The organism is Streptomyces sp. NPDC048600, assembly GCF_055587025.1.
The window spans coordinates 435,567-453,532 of the sequence record NZ_JBVJGZ010000001.1 but is presented as its reverse complement, the minus strand read 5'-3'; the positions used below and the strand labels follow the sequence as shown (position 1 = coordinate 453,532).

At 70.7% G+C, this 17,966-nt stretch carries 19 protein-coding genes; 9 read left to right on the top strand and 10 right to left on the bottom strand.

What is annotated here, in order from left to right; genetic code table 11:
- Together ACZ6SQ_RS01925 and ACZ6SQ_RS01920 are read left to right on the top strand one after the other, a co-directional pair.
- Entirely contained in the window at positions 1 to 759 is a 759-nt protein-coding gene (locus tag ACZ6SQ_RS01925) for a DUF6069 family protein (protein WP_469555632.1), read from the top strand.
- Positions 760 to 845: 86 nt separating this feature from the next.
- Positions 846 to 1,160 carry a hypothetical protein gene (locus ACZ6SQ_RS01920; protein WP_469555629.1) on the top strand — a complete coding sequence of 105 codons (315 nt, stop codon included), beginning with the start codon at positions 846 to 848 and terminating at the stop codon, positions 1,158 to 1,160.
- Between the two features lie 197 nt (positions 1,161 to 1,357).
- On the opposite strand, the gene ACZ6SQ_RS01915 is transcribed toward ACZ6SQ_RS01920, so the two are convergent.
- From ACZ6SQ_RS01915 to ACZ6SQ_RS01905, 3 genes are all read right to left on the bottom strand, one after another.
- On the bottom strand, positions 1,358 to 1,609 hold the full coding sequence (locus ACZ6SQ_RS01915) for a DUF5302 domain-containing protein (protein WP_469555626.1): 252 nt from the start codon (positions 1,607 to 1,609) through the stop codon (positions 1,358 to 1,360).
- Between the two features lie 130 nt (positions 1,610 to 1,739).
- A complete protein-coding gene (locus ACZ6SQ_RS01910; protein ID WP_469555625.1) occupies positions 1,740 to 3,521 on the bottom strand; it encodes an alpha/beta fold hydrolase in 1,782 nt (593 codons plus the stop codon).
- The gene (locus ACZ6SQ_RS01905) at positions 3,518 to 4,111 is read right to left on the bottom strand and encodes a TetR/AcrR family transcriptional regulator (RefSeq protein ID WP_469555622.1); all 594 of its coding nucleotides are present in this window, start codon (positions 4,109 to 4,111) and stop codon (positions 3,518 to 3,520) included. The genes ACZ6SQ_RS01910 and ACZ6SQ_RS01905 overlap by 4 nt, the downstream gene beginning before the upstream one ends.
- A gap of 185 nt (positions 4,112 to 4,296) precedes the next feature.
- On the opposite strand from ACZ6SQ_RS01905, the gene ACZ6SQ_RS01900 reads away from it, so the two are divergent.
- From ACZ6SQ_RS01900 to ACZ6SQ_RS01885, 4 genes are all read left to right on the top strand, one after another.
- A complete protein-coding gene (locus tag ACZ6SQ_RS01900) occupies positions 4,297 to 4,629 on the top strand; it encodes a dihydrofolate reductase family protein (protein WP_469555619.1) in 333 nt (110 codons plus the stop codon).
- A gap of 421 nt (positions 4,630 to 5,050) precedes the next feature.
- Positions 5,051 to 6,106: a M48 family metallopeptidase gene (locus ACZ6SQ_RS01895; RefSeq protein ID WP_469555616.1), complete on the top strand. Its 1,056-nt coding sequence runs from the start codon at positions 5,051 to 5,053 to the stop codon at positions 6,104 to 6,106.
- A 419-nt stretch (positions 6,107 to 6,525) separates the two neighbouring features.
- The gene (locus ACZ6SQ_RS01890; RefSeq protein WP_469555614.1) at positions 6,526 to 8,022 is read left to right on the top strand and encodes an APC family permease; all 1,497 of its coding nucleotides are present in this window, start codon (positions 6,526 to 6,528) and stop codon (positions 8,020 to 8,022) included.
- Between the two features lie 2 nt (positions 8,023 to 8,024).
- Positions 8,025 to 8,441 carry a universal stress protein gene (locus tag ACZ6SQ_RS01885; RefSeq protein ID WP_389325037.1) on the top strand — a complete coding sequence of 139 codons (417 nt, stop codon included), beginning with the start codon at positions 8,025 to 8,027 and terminating at the stop codon, positions 8,439 to 8,441.
- An 86-nt stretch (positions 8,442 to 8,527) separates the two neighbouring features.
- On the opposite strand, the gene ACZ6SQ_RS01880 is transcribed toward ACZ6SQ_RS01885, so the two are convergent.
- Positions 8,528 to 8,980: a carboxypeptidase regulatory-like domain-containing protein gene (locus ACZ6SQ_RS01880; RefSeq protein WP_469555611.1), complete on the bottom strand. Its 453-nt coding sequence runs from the start codon at positions 8,978 to 8,980 to the stop codon at positions 8,528 to 8,530.
- Positions 8,981 to 9,130: 150 nt separating this feature from the next.
- Positions 9,131 to 9,634, bottom strand: a complete 504-nt coding sequence (locus ACZ6SQ_RS01875; protein WP_469555609.1) for a hypothetical protein — start codon at positions 9,632 to 9,634, stop codon at positions 9,131 to 9,133.
- Positions 9,635 to 9,746: 112 nt separating this feature from the next.
- Here ACZ6SQ_RS01875 and ACZ6SQ_RS01870 point away from each other — a divergent pair, with 112 nt between their 5' ends.
- Positions 9,747 to 10,052 (top strand): hypothetical protein, encoded by a 306-nt coding sequence (locus ACZ6SQ_RS01870; protein WP_469555607.1) that lies wholly within the window; start codon positions 9,747 to 9,749, stop codon positions 10,050 to 10,052.
- A 141-nt stretch (positions 10,053 to 10,193) separates the two neighbouring features.
- Here the strand turns inward: ACZ6SQ_RS01870 and ACZ6SQ_RS01865 are convergent, their stop codons facing one another.
- The 3 genes from ACZ6SQ_RS01865 to ACZ6SQ_RS01855 all read right to left on the bottom strand — a co-directional run bounded on the left by ACZ6SQ_RS01865 (position 10,194) and on the right by ACZ6SQ_RS01855 (position 13,189).
- Complete coding sequence (locus tag ACZ6SQ_RS01865) at positions 10,194 to 11,570, bottom strand: outer membrane protein assembly factor BamB family protein (protein ID WP_469555604.1); 1,377 nt, start codon at positions 11,568 to 11,570, stop codon at positions 10,194 to 10,196.
- Entirely contained in the window at positions 11,567 to 12,118 is a 552-nt protein-coding gene (locus ACZ6SQ_RS01860; protein ID WP_469555602.1) for a SigE family RNA polymerase sigma factor, read from the bottom strand. Before ACZ6SQ_RS01860 ends, ACZ6SQ_RS01865 begins: the two co-directional genes overlap by 4 nt.
- A gap of 168 nt (positions 12,119 to 12,286) precedes the next feature.
- Positions 12,287 to 13,189 carry a LysR family transcriptional regulator gene (locus tag ACZ6SQ_RS01855; RefSeq protein WP_469555600.1) on the bottom strand — a complete coding sequence of 301 codons (903 nt, stop codon included), beginning with the start codon at positions 13,187 to 13,189 and terminating at the stop codon, positions 12,287 to 12,289.
- Between the two features lie 71 nt (positions 13,190 to 13,260).
- Between ACZ6SQ_RS01855 and ACZ6SQ_RS01850 the strand changes: the two genes are divergently transcribed.
- A complete protein-coding gene (locus ACZ6SQ_RS01850) occupies positions 13,261 to 14,208 on the top strand; it encodes a DMT family transporter (RefSeq protein ID WP_469555597.1) in 948 nt (315 codons plus the stop codon).
- A 196-nt stretch (positions 14,209 to 14,404) separates the two neighbouring features.
- Here the strand turns inward: ACZ6SQ_RS01850 and ACZ6SQ_RS01845 are convergent, their stop codons facing one another.
- A complete protein-coding gene (locus ACZ6SQ_RS01845; RefSeq protein ID WP_469555596.1) occupies positions 14,405 to 15,877 on the bottom strand; it encodes an MFS transporter in 1,473 nt (490 codons plus the stop codon).
- 111 nt (positions 15,878 to 15,988) lie between these two features.
- Positions 15,989 to 16,474, bottom strand: a complete 486-nt coding sequence (locus ACZ6SQ_RS01840) for a MarR family winged helix-turn-helix transcriptional regulator (RefSeq protein WP_469555594.1) — start codon at positions 16,472 to 16,474, stop codon at positions 15,989 to 15,991.
- Between the two features lie 169 nt (positions 16,475 to 16,643).
- Between ACZ6SQ_RS01840 and ACZ6SQ_RS01835 the strand changes: the two genes are divergently transcribed.
- Positions 16,644 to 17,846 carry a low temperature requirement protein A gene (locus ACZ6SQ_RS01835; protein ID WP_469555591.1) on the top strand — a complete coding sequence of 401 codons (1,203 nt, stop codon included), beginning with the start codon at positions 16,644 to 16,646 and terminating at the stop codon, positions 17,844 to 17,846.
- Positions 17,847 to 17,966: the final 120 nt, after the last annotated feature.

The window sequence follows — 17,966 nt, the reverse complement described above, 5'->3', positions numbered from 1 at the left end:
GTGCGGACGCTCGCGCTGCGCGGCGGCGAGCGTGTGGCGGTGGGCGCGGCGGAGTGGTGCGACGCGTTCGGTGTCGTCACCCACGGGCGGGTGCAGCTGGAGCTGCGCGACGGCTCGCCCGGGCCGGTCCTGGGACGCGACGCGGGGTTCTGGCTCCGCGGCACGGGCGTTCGCGCTCTGCGCAACCCCGGCCGTCGCACGGCGAGGGTGCGCGTCGTCACCCCCGGTGCCAGGACCGTCACCCGTGGGCCGTCACCTCGTACGCCAGTCGCCCAAGGACGGAGGAACGACATGTTCGACATGAACGACACCGGCGTCGCCGCAGGCCAGGCATCGGGCCGGACCATCCGCCGCCAACGCCAACGCCAACGCCTCCGCGGGCTCGTCGGCGCCGGCCTGGTCGCCACACTCGCGGCGATGGTGGCCACCACCCTCGCTGCGGTGCTTGCCCGGGCCGTCGGCGTCGACTTCGAGGTCCCCGACGGCGGCGAGACGATTCCGTTGCCCGGATTCGCCGTGGTGACCGGCTTCTTCTCGGTCGTGGGCGTCGTCATCGCCGCCGCTCTCCTTCGATCGAGCGCTCGACCCGCCGACCGATTCGTGTGGACGGCTGGGTCGCTGACCGCGATCTCGCTGCTCCCGCCCCTCCTCTCCGGAGCGAACGCCGCCACCACCACGGCCCTCATCGGGCTGCACCTCGTCCCCGCGACGGTGATGATCCCCACCCTGACGCGCAGCCTGCGCAGTCGGACCGATTGACGCTCCCACGAACGGGATCGTACGCGGCACAAGGGCGGCCGCGAGCGCACCGGCGCGGCCGTCCATCGGCTCATACTGGGTGTGCGGTGGGTGAGTTGGATGCCGACCGCGTCGAGGCAGGCCCGGATCCGATGACCGAGAAGGAACGCAGCGTTGTCGTGCCCCTCGCCCGGATCGCGTCGATCCGGGGCGAGACGCTGTTCACCCACGAGAAGAAGGACGGCGAACTCACCCTTGCCGTCGGCTCGCAGACCTCCCTCACGCTGCGCCTGACGGAACCGGTCAACGCCCCGAAGTTCCTTGGCGCACCTCACCTCGTCACAGTGATCCGGATCCACGCCGACGACCCGAAGGCGCTCTATGACGCCGTGACAAGCGAACTGAACGCACTCCCTGCCTGAGTACGGCCGAACACATTGACCCGGTCCGGTCCGCAGCACCCGTTGCTGTTCTCCCAGCGCGGCGAGTCGGATTCTGCGTGAGCCCGCAGCCGGAACCCCCTCGGTGGGCGCACCCGTTCGCGAGCCCCTGCGCGGGGCGCGCGAACGGGTGGCGCTCGGAGTTCTGGCAGGGCGGCCGGGCCTCGGGACCGACCGGCTCAGCCACCGCTCTTACGCCGGAACGAGCGCTGGCTCGCGGCCGGGCCGTGCGCCGCGCGCACCTTCGACGCATTGGGGTTGGTGGCGGCATCCGCCGCGTCAGCCTGCGCACCGCGCTTGCGTGCCAGGGCTTCTCGGAACTTGGCCTTGAGGTCGTAGTTGCCGTCGCTGTCCGGCGCCACAGTGGGCGTCTCGGGGGCCGCCGACTCCGAACCATCCGTGGATACGGGCTCTGCGGGCTCTGCGGTCATGGTGACCTCCTGGAATCGGGGGTGGGCACGCACAGCTTGTCACGCCGGGCGCCGGCCTCAACATCCTTTTCCGTGTCGCCGCGCATCTCGTACGCGCCAGGGCGTTCGCGTCGTACAGGCCTCACCGTGCTCACCGATAAGCCTGTTCACCGAGCAGCCGAGCGACGTCTTCCGGATGGGTCAGCTGAGGGTGGTGCCCCGCGTCGGAAATGACCGTCACCGTGGCGTGCGGGAGGGTGTCCAGCAGGGACCGCCCCTCTTCGGAGAGCGGATCGTGGGAGCCCACGACGACGTGGACGTGCCCGGGGTAGCGCCGCAGCTTGTCCCGCAGGTCCGCGCGCCACAGTGGGTTCGCGGTGGCGGCCAGGAGCCGGGCGGTGGTGGCCGCGACAGTGCCGCGGCGAAGGTCGGCGACTGCCGATCGGAGCGCGTTCGCGGGGCCCGTGGCGCCGGTCAGCCGCTCGGCCAGCGCCGCGGGAGTCGTCCGGCTCAGATATCGGCGGGTCAGGTGTGTCCACCTGACGCCGCGGGGCGGATGCGCCTGGAGGAAGAACGGTGATACGAGCGTGAGTCGTTCCACCGCGGTGGGGTGGGCGTTCGCGGCCTCCACGGCGGCCGCGGCGCCGATGGAGTGGCCCACCAGGTGGCGGGCGCCGGCCCCGGTCACCAGTGCGGTCAGCCAGGACGGCCAGTCCTCGTGACGCCCGGCGCTCATGCCCAGGCCGGGCAGGTCGACGGCGCGGGCGTGCCCGGCCGCTGCGATGACCGGTGCCCAGGTGTCGGCGTTGACCGGCAGCCCGGGCAGCACCAGGGTGGGTGCGTCCGCCTCACCCAGTTCGAACGTCCGTACTCCGCCCGGGTTCGTGAACCGTCTGTCACCTGCGGGGGCGTCGCCGAAGCGGTGGGCCGCCAGATGGTCGGCCCAGCGGCGGACGGTCGTGGCCGTGTCCGGCATGGTCAGCCGGTTCCGGGCGGCGAAGGCGTGGGCGGACTCGGTCGGGTAGCGGTCGGCCGACAGGAAGGTGAGGGTCTCCGGGTCGGCCTTGGTCAGCCGGCGGGGAAGCCGCTTGAGCAGGGACACCGGCACCCGTGCTCGAGGCGCCTTGACACCGTAGTGCTCCGCTATGAGCGTGAGCAGGTCGGGCAGCGCGGGCGTGTCGTCGTCCAGCAGCCAGTACGCGGCGCGCTCGGTGGCCGCGTCCAGCGGCAGCAGAGTCATGAAACGGGCGAGGTGGTCGACCGCGACCACCGGGACGAACGTCTGCCCGTTGCCCGGTAGCGCGGGAAGTGAGCCGTGCCAGAGGGCCTTCATGTTGGAGGCGAGTCCCAGGTACTGGTCGGACTCCCCGGTGGCGCTGTCTCCGATGACGCTGGCCGGGTTGACGATGGACCAGGGAACGCCCAACCGCGTTGCCAGGTCTCGGAAAACGGCATCCGCCTCGACCCTGGACGCCTCGTAGGCGCCGAGCGCCCGGTAGGTCTCACGTCGCCGTTCCTCGCTCCACGTGCCGCTGTCCTGCCCGCCCACGCGATAGCCGGAGACCTGGACCAGGCGGTGCAGGCCCGGCATCCGCGCCGCGAACTCGACGACCGTGCGCACGCTGTCGACGTTCGCGTGACGCGCTTCCTCCACCGACATACCGAACCGGAAGGCACCGGCGCAGTTGTAGATCTCGGTGATGCCGTCGCACTCGTCGTCGATCAACGAAGCCTTGGTGAAGTCGACCCGGAGATCGGCCGGGACCCGGTCGTGCCCGCGCCCGGCCAGCCACCGGGCCAGCCGCTGGTAGGACTCAGGGCTGCGGTTGGCCGTGCTCACTCGAACGCCGGCCTGGCCGAGGGCGAGCACCAGGTGGCGCCCGATGAAGCCGCTCGCGCCCAGCACCAGCGCGTGTCTGTTGTCTCTGCTCATGCCGAGGCCTCCGTAGGCTGCTCCAGCAGCACGGCGATCGCCTGGGCGGCGCAGCGCAACGGCTCGATGGACCGCTGGGCTCGCGACACGATCACCGCACCTTCCACCATGCTGACCGCGGCCGTCGCGAGGGCGCGGGCGGCCGGACGAGGACGGCCGTGCTCGGTGAGCAGGTCGCTCACCGGGGCGATCCACGACTCGAAGGCATTGGCGCACGCGTCCCGCAGCCGCTCGCTCTCCGCACCCATCTCCAACGTCACCACGGAGACCGGGCATCCCAGTTGGAAGTCGCTGCCCTCGAGCATCCCGGCCAGTTCGTCGATCACCCGGCGCAGCACCTCGCCCGGCGTGGCCGACCCGAGCGCCGAGTCGGCGACGAGGGAGCTGAAGCGCTCGGCCGCGAGTTCGACGGCCCGCTCCCCGAGCGCCTCTTTCCCCTGAGGGAAGTGGAAGTAGAGCGACCCTTTCGGGGCGCCCGCGTGCTCCACCACCGTGTTGAGCCCTGTACCGCTGTACCCGTGTCGCTGGATGAGTTCCAGCATCGACTCCGCCAGCCGTGAGCTGGTCCTGGCCCCCTTGTTTCCCACCATGAACCAAATAATAGACCGGTCTATATATTTTTCAAGAGTGCGCCGGGCCTTGTCGCGGTGAGGTGCGGCAGAGGTCACCGTGGGGCTCCGGCGAACTCGTGGGCGGTGCAAGCTCGTTGATGACCTCCAGGAAGGGAAGGCGTAGAGGGTTCCGGCCCGCCGCGGGCCACATCAGGCCGTAGTCGATGGTCGAGGCGTCGCGGAACGGCACGTCCACCACCGTCCTTCCCCGGGACAAGGCCGTCGAGGCGATCGCCGAGCCGAAGCGGCGTCCCGGCGGGGACATCCTGATGTACGGCTTCGGTCCCGTGGCCAAGACCCTGCTGGCGCATGGCCTGCTGGACGAGATCCACTTCTGGCTCCACCCGGTGATCGCGGGCGGTGGAAGCCTCGCCGTGGACGGCTTCAAGGGCCGCTTGAGGCACACCCGCACCGAGGTCCTCGACACCGGCGTCGTGGTACTCGTCTACGCGCCCGAAGCCGGGGCGACGGCCGGGGGGTCCGAGTCGGGGCGGTGACGTGCACTGGTTCTCCTGGATTCGCGAGGGGGTTGCTGTACGAGACGATCCGTATCGTCTCGCACATTCAGGATGCGGTCGGCTGCCTCTTGGAGTCAAATGCGATTCCCCGTCGGCGGCCGACGAGTTTCTGCCCGACCCTCTGTCGGACGTGATGGCAGACCGGAGCACGCGTCGGCCGAACGTCGGGCAACCCCATGCGAGTTACCGAGGCATCACCTGCGCACCCCGGCCGGCGGACGACGCAGGTCGCCCGTTCCCGACCGGGCGCCGAGCTGGCACCATGCGGACCAAGGAGTACGGGACAGTCCGTGCCCGACGAGGTGGAGGACAACCGATGCGCACAGTGGGCAGGGGCGAGACGGACCCAAAAGGCCCTGTGCGTGAAGTCTCTGCCTCCCGCGGGCACCGGGTGCGGGCGATGGCCGCCGTTGCCCTTTCGGCGCTGGTGCACCTCGTGACCGGGGCGCTCATGGTGGGGGGAACGCTGCTGATCGTCCTCGGGTGGGAGACGGTCGTGCAGCCTGTGCTCGGATTCGTCGTGGTCTGCCTGGGCGTACAACTGCTGCCTCGTTTCGAGAAGGTCGAGGACGGCGTGCTGCTGCGCAGGGCGGACGCGCCGCAGCTGTTCGGGCTCTTGGACGACATCGCTCAGGGGACCGGCACCCGGGTGGTGGACACCGTGCGGCTCACTGACGACTTCGAGATCAAGGCGGCCCCGTCCGGCCTGCGCGGGAGACGGCTCGACATCGGCCTCGCTCTGTGGGAGACCCTTCCACCGCAACAGAGGGTTGCCTGGCTGGCCCACGCCTTGGGGCACTTCGCGGCCGGCGACGTCCGGTTCAACCTGATGGTGCGCACGGCCCTTCCGATCCTGACTCGCTCCGACGCTCCGTCCGGTGACGCGGCCGCCCTTCGGGAGCAGACGTTCTCTCGGCCCGTCGTGCGCCGCAGCGCGGACGAGATGGCCGAGGCCGCGGGCCGGTTCAGGGTCGACAGCGCCCTGTCCCGATGGGCCTCCTGGATCGCGACCTGGCCGTCGAAGCAGGTGATGCGGCTGGCCGGGCGCCTTGCCGGACGAGTGACCGACGAGGTGGAGTTCCGCGCGGACGCGCTCGCCGCCCGAGTGGCCTCCTCGGAGGCGGCCATCGCCGCTCTCGCCTCGCTCAGCCTCTCCGGGCCGGTGGATGCTCAGCTGCGTCGACTGGTGGTCGAAGCGCGCACGTTCGGCAGGAAGGACATGGCGCAGGGCCTGTGGGGTCAGCTTGCTTCCAACGTTGACGCTGTCCGTTCAGGGGCGCACTCCGCAGATGAGGGCTCGCAGGCGCGAACCAGCGCGCTCACCGTGGGGGTTCAGCACGCGGCGACGGTCGTCCTCGACGCGGAAACCGCTGAGGCAGTGGACCGAGAACTTCAGCCCGCCAAGCGGACCGTTGCCGGGCGTTACATCCAGGACCTTTCCGATGGTGCACGTTGACGGTGGCGGAACGGTGGCTCGGCAAAGGCGAGTTCGAACCGACGGACTTGCCCGTTGCCGAGCGTGTCAGTCCGTCGGGCTGTCGTCTCCGCCGCACACCGTCCACCGAGTCGCGCCGGTGTAGCTGATGCCTTGACCACGCGTCCTTCCCTCGCCCGACGGTCCTACGGCTGGGCACGCGGCCACGCCGTCGCGGCTCGGCCGCCTGCGGCCTCCTCGACCGGTGGACCGGCGTAACTGCCAGCCCCGAAGGTTCCCCGGACGCTCTGGAGTCACCGTCTGGCCGACGTGGTGTACGAGCCGTGGCCATGCGCCGGATCGGCACACGGGTGATATCTGCCGGGACCTGGATGCCGACGCCCGGGCAGCTGCCGCTCCGCCCTGTTTGATGAGGTCACGCACGATCGAATCGAGGGAGCATGGCCCGCGAAAGCACGGACGCCCGTCCGCCCGATGGCTTGAAGGCCGACGCGATCGGGTTCCTGGACGCGATGGTCATCGGCCTCAACTCCACCTCCCCGGCGTACTCACTTGCCGCCGCCATCGGCCCGGTCGTGGCACTCGTGGGTGTCTACGCCCCTGGTGTGATGGTCGCGTCGTTCGTACCGATGCTGCTGATCGCCTCGGCGTTCTACTACCTCAACAAGGTCGACCAGGACTGCGGCACGACCTTCTCGTGGGTCACGCGCGCGATGGGCCCCTGGGCGGGGTGGCTCGGAGGCTGGGCCATCGCGATGACCGGTGTCCTGGTGGTGGGGTCCCTGGCGGACGTCGCGGTGACCTTCGGCCTGCTCGCCTTCGGCCTGGACAGCTGGGCCGACAACGAGTTCGTACGCGAACTGCTGACGGTGCTGGTCATCCTCCTGATGACGGCGGTGTGCGTCATCGGCACCGAACTGTCGGCCAAGGTCCAGAACGTCCTCATCCTCGCGCAGGTGGCCTGTCTGCTCGCCTTCGCCGTGGTGGCCCTGTACCGGGTCTACGCGGACACCAGCACACTCGACTCCGTCAATCCCTCGCTGGACTGGCTGAACCCCTTCGGGGCCGGTGGCGCGTCACTGACCGGGGCCCTGCTGCTGGGCGTGTTCATCTACTGGGGCTGGGAGTCGGCGGTCAACCTCACCGAGGAGGTCGAGGACTCCGCCACGGCTCCGGGCAAGGCTGCCATCTGGTCGACCGTCATCCTGCTGGTGACCTACGTTTCCGTCGCGGTCGCCGTCGTGGCCTACGCCGGAACGGAGTACCTGGCCGAGAACGCCGCGGAGGAGGAGTTCGTGTTCGCCCTGCTCGCCGACGAGGCGATGGGCAGCTGGGACTGGGTCGTCCTGCTCGCGGTCTCGACCTCCGCCCTGGCGTCGACGCAGACGACGATCATTCCGGCCTCCCGCACTGCGCTCTCCATGGCACGCCGCCGTGCGCTGCCCACGCACTACGCGCACATCAACCCACGCTTCCGCACCCCGGACGTGAGCACCTGGTGGGTCGCCGGCATCGCCATCGCCTGGTATCTCGTCGTCCGGCAGATCAGCGAGAACGCCCTGTTCGACTCGCTCACCGCGCTGTCCCTGCTCATCGCCTTCTACTACGCCCTCACCGGCATCGCCTGCGCGGTCTACTACCGTCGCCATCTGACCGAGAGCGTGCATCACTTCGTTCTCATCGGCCTCGGACCGCTGGTCGGCGCGGGGCTGCTGGTGTGGCTGCTGGTGGAGTCGATCGGGGACATGGCCGATCCCGCGAACTCCTACAGCGGCGACTCGTGGTTCGGGCTCGGACCCCCGCTGGTCATCGGGATCGGCATCACCGCCGTGGGCGTGGTGCTCATGGTCGTATGGCGATTCGTGTCGCCCGCCTTCTGGTCGGAACGCCCTCAAGTGGCCGACCCCGACCTCGTCCACGGTGACAAGGAGTTGTGACCATGTCGGTCGTCCTCGGCTACGACGAGTCCCCGGGTGCGGTGCACGCGCTGCGCGTCGCCATCGAGGTGGCGGCCGCCTTCGGCGAACCCCTCGTGCTGGTCTACGGAGCGGCGCCACCGGGCAGCGTGGGCGAAGAGGCCGCCGCCCATCGCGAGGTCCTCCACGAGGCCGGACGCACCGCGCTGGACCACGCCGTGAGCGTGGCCGACAAGGCGGGAGTGACGACCACGGTGGAGATCATCGACCGTAAGCCCCCGGATGCGTTGATCGACGCCGCGGAACGGCACGCGGCCCGGTTCATCGTGGTCGGCAGCTGGGGCGAGAGTCCCCTGCGGGGGGCGCTGCTGGGGTCGACTCCTCACAAGCTGCTGCATCTGTCCCGCACTCCGGTGCTGTGCGTGCCCACCGAGGACTGACCTCACTGGCTCAGAGGGCGACGGCGTCGACGGTCACCCAGGCGGAGGCGGCACGGCGAAGGTCCGGAAGCAGGTCCGACGACGTGTCAGGTCGTCTCGCTGAAGTGCTCGAGGAGTCGTTGCTGGAGCGCCTGGAGGACCAGGCTCGGTTGCTTGAGCATCGCCAGGCGCCTCACCGCCGTAGCGGCGTACTCCGCGGTCTCACCCACAGCCGCCGCGATCACGTATCCGTTCAGGGCGTCCATGTTCGACGCCGCTCCGAAATCATGACCCGTCGGAAGCAGGGACCGGTCCAGGGGACTTTCGTCGCTGGTGACGACGTTTGCGACGACCGACGGCTGCCAGTCCTCGGCGTTGGTGAGCGAATGGTGCGTGTCGAACCGAACGGTGACCGTTTCACCTGCGGCGATCGCCACGCTGTACTGGCCCTCTTCGTCGGTGAAGACGTGATCGATCTCCGTCAGATCACCGCGATAGACGCTGACCTTGATCATAAAGATCGGACTGCTGTCCGGAACTGCTCGCACGTGCCCGAACACCTGAGTCTCCTCCCAGGTCGGACTACTGCTGGACGCCACCCCTGATTCCAGTCTGTGCGTGCACCGTGGCTGCCGCCAGTCGGATGGGCGCCGATCGGTACGCACTCCCCGGCACTCTGCGTGGCACGCGCTGAGGTCCGGCCCGAGGGGTCAAGGCAGCAGTCTGCGGTGCTCTGTCCAGGGGAGAAGCCGGTCGCGGGTGGGGCCGGGGCGGAGATGGCCGATGAGCTGCTCGAGGTGAGCCGTGAGGTTCTTGTGCCGCCGCAGCTCGCGGATCTCCGCGAGGGGAAGCTCGCGCCAGTTGTGCGCGCGGGCTGCGGCGTCCGATGGCGAGAGCGTCAGCGCGGCGAGGGTGTCCGCCCCCAAGGCTTCTGGACTCCAGTCCCGGTTCTCGTCCTGGGGACCGAGGCGGTCGATCACCCACGTCCGCAGTGCGAAGTCCTGCCGGTCCTCGCGTGCCGTACCGTCGGCGCCGAGTTCGCGCATGCGGCTGTTGGCCCGTAGCGACAGTTCCGCCCAGAGCCGACGCACATGGTGGGGTCGGTCGGCGTTGTAGGTGTGTCCCTGCGCGATCATGCGGACCGATTCGAGTTGCCCGTAGTCATGAAGGTCCGCGGCGAATGCCTGGAGTCGTTCGATCGGCCAGGAGCTCAAGTCATGTCCTGGTCCTTCCTGTTCTGCACCGGTGCTCATGGGTCTTCGCTCCTGATGACGGGGATGCCGGGAGTGATGAGGGTCCGGTGCGCTGTCGGCTCCCGCACGAGCCTTGACGGTTCTCGTACCGTCCGGCGGACGCCACACGTACATGTGCCGCCGGGATGCCCACCAGGCCGCGCGCGACCCCGGCCTCCGCGGCCAGATGCGGGAGGCCTACGGCCTGCTGGTGGAGCTGCTGGCCGCAGGCATCCGGCTCGAACGCCCGGACCTGCCGTCCGACGCCCCCACCGAGCAGATCGCGTACCAGATCGTCTGCCTGGCCGAGCACAACGTCGCCATGCAACGGCTCGGATTCCCGCCCGAGCAGGCGAACGCGGCGCAGGCCCTGGCCCGGCAACTCGCCCTGGGCGGTTGACGAACGCAGTCCGGCGCGGGGAGATCCGTGAGGCCCGCCGCGTGGCGCGACGGGCCTTGTACGGGGTGCCGGACTCGCGGCGGCGAGGCGGGTGGGGGCCGTCCCTGGCCCTGGGCCGGTTGCCGCACGTCCCCGGTGGGGCTACGAGAGCGAGTCGGGCAGCGCGGGCCGGACGCGGAACAGCTCGTTGCCGATCTGGCCGACGAGGGTGTGTTCGTGGACCATCAGCTCCGGGGCGACACCTGACACCACCGGGGTCTCCGACGGCATCTCCACCAGGCCCCGCCAGCGCACCTCGCCGGTGTCCAGGTCGAGGCCCACGAGGTTCCCGGACGGATCGGCGTAGTACGCCGTCCGGGTGTCCAGGTCGACCGCGGCGTCGGACGCCAGCTCCGTCATCTCCGCCATGTCCGGGTCCCTGCGCAGTTCCAGCCCCAGGTCCCGGGTCCACAGACGCTTGCCGTCGGCGACCGAGTAGGCGGCCGCGCGGTCGGCGTCGCCGAAGAAGCTCACGACGATGCCGTCTGCGACCACGCCGGCCGGTACACCGTCGACGGGGTGCCGCGACACCTTGCCCGATCCGAGGTCGACGCGGATCAAGGTCGCGGGGCCGGGCGGGCGGAGGTACTTCTGGCCTTCGGCCGGGGCGGCCAGCAGCGCGGCTTCGCCGTCCGTGCCGACGTAGGCCGCGATGCCTTCGAGGGTCGCCACGGTCCGCGGCGCGCCGGTCTCGGGGTCCAGCCGGACGACGGTGCTGCGCTGCGGTGCCTTCTCGCTGTCCGGAGTGCACATCAGGTAGGGGACCTTGTTGATCGCGACCCGCTCGCAGTCGGCCCGCTTCCACGCGTACGACCACAGGGCTCGGCCCGTCGTGTCGTCCAGCGCGACCACACTCTTGTAGGTCGGCGCGTTGACGAGGACACCGCCGCCGAACAGTACGGCCGAGGACCGGTTGCGGCTGTCGTCGGCCAACTGGTGCTTCCACAGCACCCGTTGCGTCTCGACGTCGAGGGCGACCAGGTCGGTGCCGGCGCGCGGGGCCCCGGGGGAGTGGTCGGCGTAGGTGTACAGCACGCCGTCGCGCACACCGGGCAGCGATCCCGCCGGGGCACTGTCGCCGTCGGAACCACCGGCCTCTCGCTCCCACGTGATCTTTCCGTTCTCGACGTCCAGGCCGATGCCGTCGTAGGACGTGCCCCGGCAGTAGACGGCCCCGGGACCGGTGGTGCACGCGTCCCAGGAGGTGCCGGGCAGTGTGGTCCGCCACAGCAGGTCGGTGTCCTTGCCCAGCTGCGTGGCAGGCTCCCGTGATCCGCCGTCGTCGCCGATGCCGGTGGCGAGGGTTCCGCCGAAGACGACGCCGGCCAGGGCGAGGGCCGCGCCGGTGACGCGTACGACGTTGCGTCGCCGTCGGCGGCGCACGATGCGGTCCGCGATGCCCTGGGGAACGTCGGGGCTGTCGGGGGTCCACCTGTGCAGGACGTCCCGGATGGCTTGGTCCAGCTGATCGGCGTTCATGTGTGAGCTCCCTTCGGTACGTTGGTGCCGGTGGCGGGTTCCCCGGGCAGGGTGGGGCCGCCCAGCTCGGGCGCGAGACCGCGCAGCCGGGCCAGCGACCGATGGGTGGTGCTGCGGACCGTGCCCACCGTGCAGCCGAGGACGCTCGCCACTTCCGTCTCGGACAGGTCCTCGAAGTAGCGCAGGACGAGCATCGTGCGCTGACGTGGGGTCAGCCGGGCGAGTGCCTGCGCGACGGTGATGCGCAGGTCCGCGTCGGATGTGCCGTCGGCGACGCCCAGGAACTCCGGCGGCGCGGCGAACGTGGCCTCGCGGTGCGGGCGGCGCAGTCGCCAGCGGCTGATCTGGTGCCGGTACATCACCTTGCGTACGTAGCTCTCCGGGTCGTCGATGTGCCGCCAGCGGCCCAGCGCCTTCATCAGGGCGATCTGCACGACGTCCTCGGCCTCGTGCCGGTCGCCGCCGGTGAGCAGGTTCGCCAGGCGCAGCAGGGTGCTCCACCGGGTGTCGACGAAATCCCGGAAACTCTCCTGGTCCTGTGGGTCCATGGGCCCTCCCGTTCTTCAACGCACACAAGGACGCGTGGGCCATGGGCAATCTATGCCTGCGACTCCGATCTTCTTCCGCCGACACCTCACGCCGGGGCTCGGCGCGGCGGAGCAGGGTCATACCGCTGACGCGCTCGCCGGACGCCGGCAGTGCCGCCCCGTTGGGCCTCAGGCAGGTGGGCGGACCGGCCCGGCGGCGTCCTGAAGCGCCGTCAGCAGATCGCGTACGGCGGGCAGGCCCAGCGAGGACTCCCGCACCGCCGCGTGGATCGAGCGGACCGGCTCCGGGCCCCGGACCTTGCGGACGACCACGTTCGGGTGGCGGTTGCCCAGGCCCAGCAGCGGGATCAGGCTGATGCCGAGCCCGGCGGCGACGAACCCCTGCGCCGCTCCGTACTCCTCGCACTCGACCGCGATGTCCGGGCTGAACCCGGCCGCCGCGCAGGCCTCCAGGACCGCGTCGAGACAGGGTCCGGGCCGCTCGCTGCCGACCCAGGGCTCGGCCGCCAGGTCGGCCAGGTCGACGGCGGCGCGGCGGTCGGCCAGCGGGTGTCCCTTGGGCAGGACGACCCGGTACGGGTCGTCCACCAGGGGGACCAGCCGCACCCCGTCGCCGGACGCGTCCGGCGCGGCATTCCGCGATCGCACCAGGAGCGTGAGGTCCGCCTCCGTGTCGGGACCGCCGTCGGTGATCCTCAAGTCGACCCGGACGCCTGGGTGTTCGGCCTGGAAGCGGGCCAGTGCGGGGGCCACGAGGCCGGCCCCGGCCGTGGCGAAGTACCGGACCGCGATCCGGCCGGTGCGGCCCGCCCGCAGGTCGGACAGCGCCGTCTCGGCCTCGGCGACCTGGCGGCCGATGACGGCCGCGTACTCGGTGAGCAGCCTCCCCGCGGCCGTCGGCCGAACGCCCCGGCCGAAGCGTTCCAGCAGTTCGATGCCCGCCTCCCGCTCCAGCACGGCGATCTGCTGGCTCACCGCTGACGGGGTGTAACCGAGGCTCGCCGCGGCGGCGGTGACGGAGCCGCTGGTGACGACGGACCGGAGTACCTGCATACGCCTCACATCAAGCATGTAGCAGAGCTTAACGCTGATTGCATGATTCTTCGCTTGTCCTGAAACAGGGCCTGGAGGACGGTGGACCCATGACATCGGCGACACGCATGGCCGTGCTGGCCCTGTTCTGGGGCTCGGGCTTCCTCTGGATCAAGATCTCCCTCCAACAGGGCCTGACCCCGGGCTGGATCACCCTCATCCGGTGCCTGCTCGGGGCGTCGGTGCTGCTCGCGCTCGCCCACGGGGCGGGGCAGCGGCTGCCGAGGGATCGCGCGACCTGGCGGCGGCTGGCCGTCGCCGCCTTCTTCTGCAACGCCCTGCCCTTCCTCCTCTTCTCCGTCGGGGAGCAGACCGTCGACAGCGGGGTGGCGGGCGTACTCAACGCCACCACGCCTCTCTGGGCGCTCCTCATCGGCTGGGGTACGGGAACTGACCGCCCGACCCACCCCGCCCGGCTCGGCGGACTGGTTCTCGGCTTCGCCGGCGTCCTGCTGATCTTCGCGCCCTGGAGCACGGGTTCCGGCCTGATGAGCCTCGGCGCGCTCGCCCTGCTCGGCGCCTCCGTGAGCTACGCGGTGGCCTTCGCGTACATGGCCCGCAGGCTCACCGGGCGGGGCACCGCCCCGCTGGCGCTCTCCGCGGCCCAGCTCCTCACGGCGACGTGCCTGAGCGTGCCGGCTCTGGCCGGAGGCGGTCCGGCGCGGGTGACCTGGGCGGGCGCGTTCGCGGTCGTCGTCCTCGGCGTCTTTGCGACCGGGGTCACCTTCCATCTCAACTACCGGATGATCGCGGAGGAAGGGCCGACCAGCGCGGCCACGGTCGGCTATCTGCTGCCGGTGGTGTCCGTGGCGCTGGGCGCGCTCGTCCTCGGCGAACCGCTCAGCGCGCGGGTGGTGACGGGCATGGCGGTCGTCCTGGTGGGGGTGGCGCTGACCCGCGCGAGAACGGGCCCGGATGCGGACGCGAAGCCGCTCCTGGAGCGTTCCCGGCAGGACTCGGAGCGGTCCGCCGTGCCAGGGAGCGGTGCGCCCGGCTGACCAGGAGGCCGCGCGGTTCGCGGTGGGCCCTGCTGCACCTGAGGCCGCGCGCGGTGGGCCCCGTGCGCCGCCGGGATTCCCGCACATGGCCCTCGGGGCGCCGCACCCCTTCCGGGGCGTGGCGGGGCCGACCCGGACGACGGCGAGCGGACCCACCCTGGGGTGGGTCCGCGGGATGTGCGGAGGGCGGAGCCGCTCAGACGGCGGCCGGGTGGGCCTCCTTTTCGACGGCGTTTGCCCGCTGAGTGTCCTGCGGGCGGCGCAGGACGGCGAGGGCGATCACCAGCGCGACGGCGAGGAGGCCGGCGCCGACCCCGAAGGCCAGGTGGTAGCCGCCGGTCAGGGCCTCGGCGGCCGGGCGGCCGTCCGCGGTGAGCGACTCGGTGCGGGAGGCGGCCAGCGTCGAGAGGACCGCGACACCGAGGGCCATGCCGATCTGCTGGGTGGTGTTGAAGAGGCCGGAGGCCAGGCCCGCGTCCTCGGCCTTCGCGCCGGACATGCCCAGCGAGGTCAGGGCGGGCAGCGCGAGGCCGAACCCGGCGGCGAGAAGCATCACCGGCAGCAGGTCGGTGAGGTAGTTCGCCTGCTCGGCGCGGCCGGGCACCCGGGTCAGCAGTGCCAGGACGCCGATGAGCAGCAGCAGTCCGGCGGACAGTACGGTGCGTTCGCCGAAGCGGGCGTTGAGGCGGGCCGAGACGCTCAGCGACACGGCACCGATGACGGCCGCGGCCGGCAGCATCGCGAGACCGGTCTCGGCCGCGCCGTAGCCGAGGACCTTCTGCAGGTAGAGGGCTACGAGGACCTGGAAGGAGAACAGTGCGGCGACCATCAGCATCTGGACCAGGTTGGCGCCGGAGACGTTGCGCGAGCTGAGTATCCGCAGCGGCATCAGCGGGTTCCTCGCCGTGGCCTGGCGGATCAGGAAGCCGGCGATCAGCAGCAGGGCGAGGGTGCCCAGTCCGAGTGTGTGGGGCGAAGTGGCGCCGTACGTCTCGACCTTGACGACCGCGTAGATCCCGGTCATGAGGCCGGCGGTGACGAGCAGCGCGCCGAGGGCGTCCGCGCCCGCCTTGAGCCCGAGGCCCCGGTCGGCCGGGAGGGCGGGGAGCGCGACGAGCACGGCGGCGACGCCGATCGGCAGGTTGATGAAGAAGATCCAGTTCCAGGCGAGGGCGTCGGTGAGGACGCCGCCCAGGACCTGGCCGATCGAGGCTCCGGCGGCACCCGTGAAGCTGAACACGGCGATGGCCTTGGCCCGTTCGCGTGGCTCGGTGAACAGTGTCACGAGGATGCCCAGACCGACGGCGGACGCCATCGCGCTGCCCACACCCTGAAGGAAGCGGGCGGCGATCAGGATCCCGGGTGAGGCCGCTGTGCCGGCCAGCAGCGACGCGGCGGTGAAGACACCGGTTCCGGCGAGGAACATCCGCTTGCGGCCGATCAGATCGCCCAGGCGGCCGGCGAGCAGGAGGAGCGACCCGAAGGCGATGAGGTACGCGTTGACGACCCAGGTCAGGCCGCCCGGGGTGAATCCGAGGTCGCGCTGGATGGCCGGCATGGCGACGGTGACGATGCTGCCGTCGAGGATCGTCATCAGCATCCCGGTGGCCAGGACACCGAGAGCGAGCCAGCGGGTGCGGGTCTCGGGGGAGCGTGTGGCGGCGGACATCGCGGTCTCTCCTGTCGTCGAGGGCAACAGGAAAGACCGTAGCAGATAGTTTTGTTGCAGACTATCTCTTACGGATGCTGGTGAGGGGCGGCCGTCCTGAGCCGGCGGCGGCTATCCCTTCTGTCGCGCCCTGCGGGCCGGTCGCGGGCCTTCGACCGGGGTCTCCAGATGGCCCGTGACCAGCCGGTTCAGTGCGCGCAGGAGGATGTCGCGCTCGTCTGCGGGCAGTGAGTCGAGGGCCTGCTGATGGACGTCGTCGACGATCTTCTGGCTCTCCCCGGCGACCTTCGCCCCTTCCTCGGTCACCGCGATGATCCGCGCCCGCCGGTCGCTGCTGGAGGGCCTGCGCTCCGCGAGACCGGCCTTCTCCAGGGCGTCGACGGTCACGACCATCGTGGTCTTGTCCATGTCGCCGATCTCGGCGAGCTGGGCCTGGGTGCGCTCCTGTTCCAGGGCGTGGACGAGGACGCAGTGCATTCGCGGCGTCAGTCCGATCTCGCCGAGCCGAGCACTCATGCGGGTCCGCAGGACGTGGCTCGTGTGGTCGAGGAGAAACGACAGGTCCGGTTCGCTGCGCCTGGGCGCCATGGCGGTCATGCTCGCCAGCGTAACGAAAGCCGGTCCGTCACGGATTATCCGCAAAGGGAAGGTAGGTGACGCGGTAGGCGCGAGGTGGGGTTCAGTACGCGGCGACAGGCGCCAACTGCCGTGTCCGGTGTGGGTATTGTTCCGCTCGTGGGCGGTGGGCCGCCTCGAAGGGGGAGCTGTGGGGGCGAGTAATGAGGGGTCGCGGCTGGTCGCGACCGGGGGCGATCACCGGGTGACACCGGCCGAACTGTTCTTCGATCTGGTGTTCGTCTATACGATCACGCAGGTCACCGCGCTGATGGCGGCCGGCCCGAGCGGGCTCCGGCTGCTGGGCGGCATGGTCGCGATGGCGTTGCTGTGGTGGTGCTGGTGCTGTTTCGCCTGGCTGGGGAACGTGGTGCGAGCCGACTCCGGCGCGATGTTCACCGTGCTGGTGTCCGTCATGGCCGTCGTCCTGATCGTGTCGCTGACGGTGCCCGAACTCTATGCCGACGCGCCCGGCGGGCTGCCCGCCCCGCTGGTCTTCGTCCTGTGCTACGGCGCCGTACGGGTCCTGCATCTGGTCACCTACTGGCTGTCCGACCCCAGTGACCAGGCCCTGCGTGGTGTCCTGCGCCGTACCGCCCTGCTCTCGGTGGCGCCGCCCTTCGTCCTGCTCCTCGTGGGGTCCGCCTTCACCGGCAAGGCCCAGATCCTGATCTGGCTCGCCGCGGTGGCCATCGACTACCTGGGCATCTTCCTCACCGGAGACTCGGGCTGGCGGGTCGCTTCACCCGGCCACTTCGCCGAACGCCACGGCCTGATCGTCATCATCGCCCTCGGCGAGTCGATCATCGCCATCGGCGTCGGAGTGTCCGGCTTCCCGCTCAGCGCCCCGGTCGTGGGCGCCGCGGCGCTGGGACTGCTCGTCTCCGCCGGGCTGTGGCGTCTGTACTTCCGTCAGCTGGCCGAGCCGGCCGAGCACAGGCTGACCGCCCTGACCGGCGACGACCGCACCCGGCTGGCCCGTGACGCGTACACGTTCCTCCACCTTCCGCTGGTGGCCGGAGTCGTCCTCATGGCCCTCGGTATGAAGAAGGCCCTTCAACAGGTCGCCGACACCCACCACTACGACCTGACCGAACCCCTGCACGGGGTGGTCGCCTGGGCCCTCCCCGGCGGCGTCGGTGTGTTCCTCCTCGCCTCGGCCGCGCTGCTGATGCGCACCACGAACCACCGTTCCCCGGTCCTCCTTGCCAGCGGGATCGTCTGCCTCTTCGCCGGCCCCGTCGTCACCCTCGTCCCGTCCCTCGTCGCCCTGACCTTCCTGGCCGCGCTGGTGACGGCTCTGGTTCTCGTTCCGGACGCGGCGGCCCGGACGCCTGCGACCGCGACCGGCTGAGGCCCGGCGGGGCCCGCCGACGTGGCCGCCGACGGCTCAGGGGGCGGTGGGCCCCGTGCTAACGTTGAGCTTTTGCAGCGTCGCTGTGCCGGTACTCCGTTCGGTGTCCCAGGCCGGTGG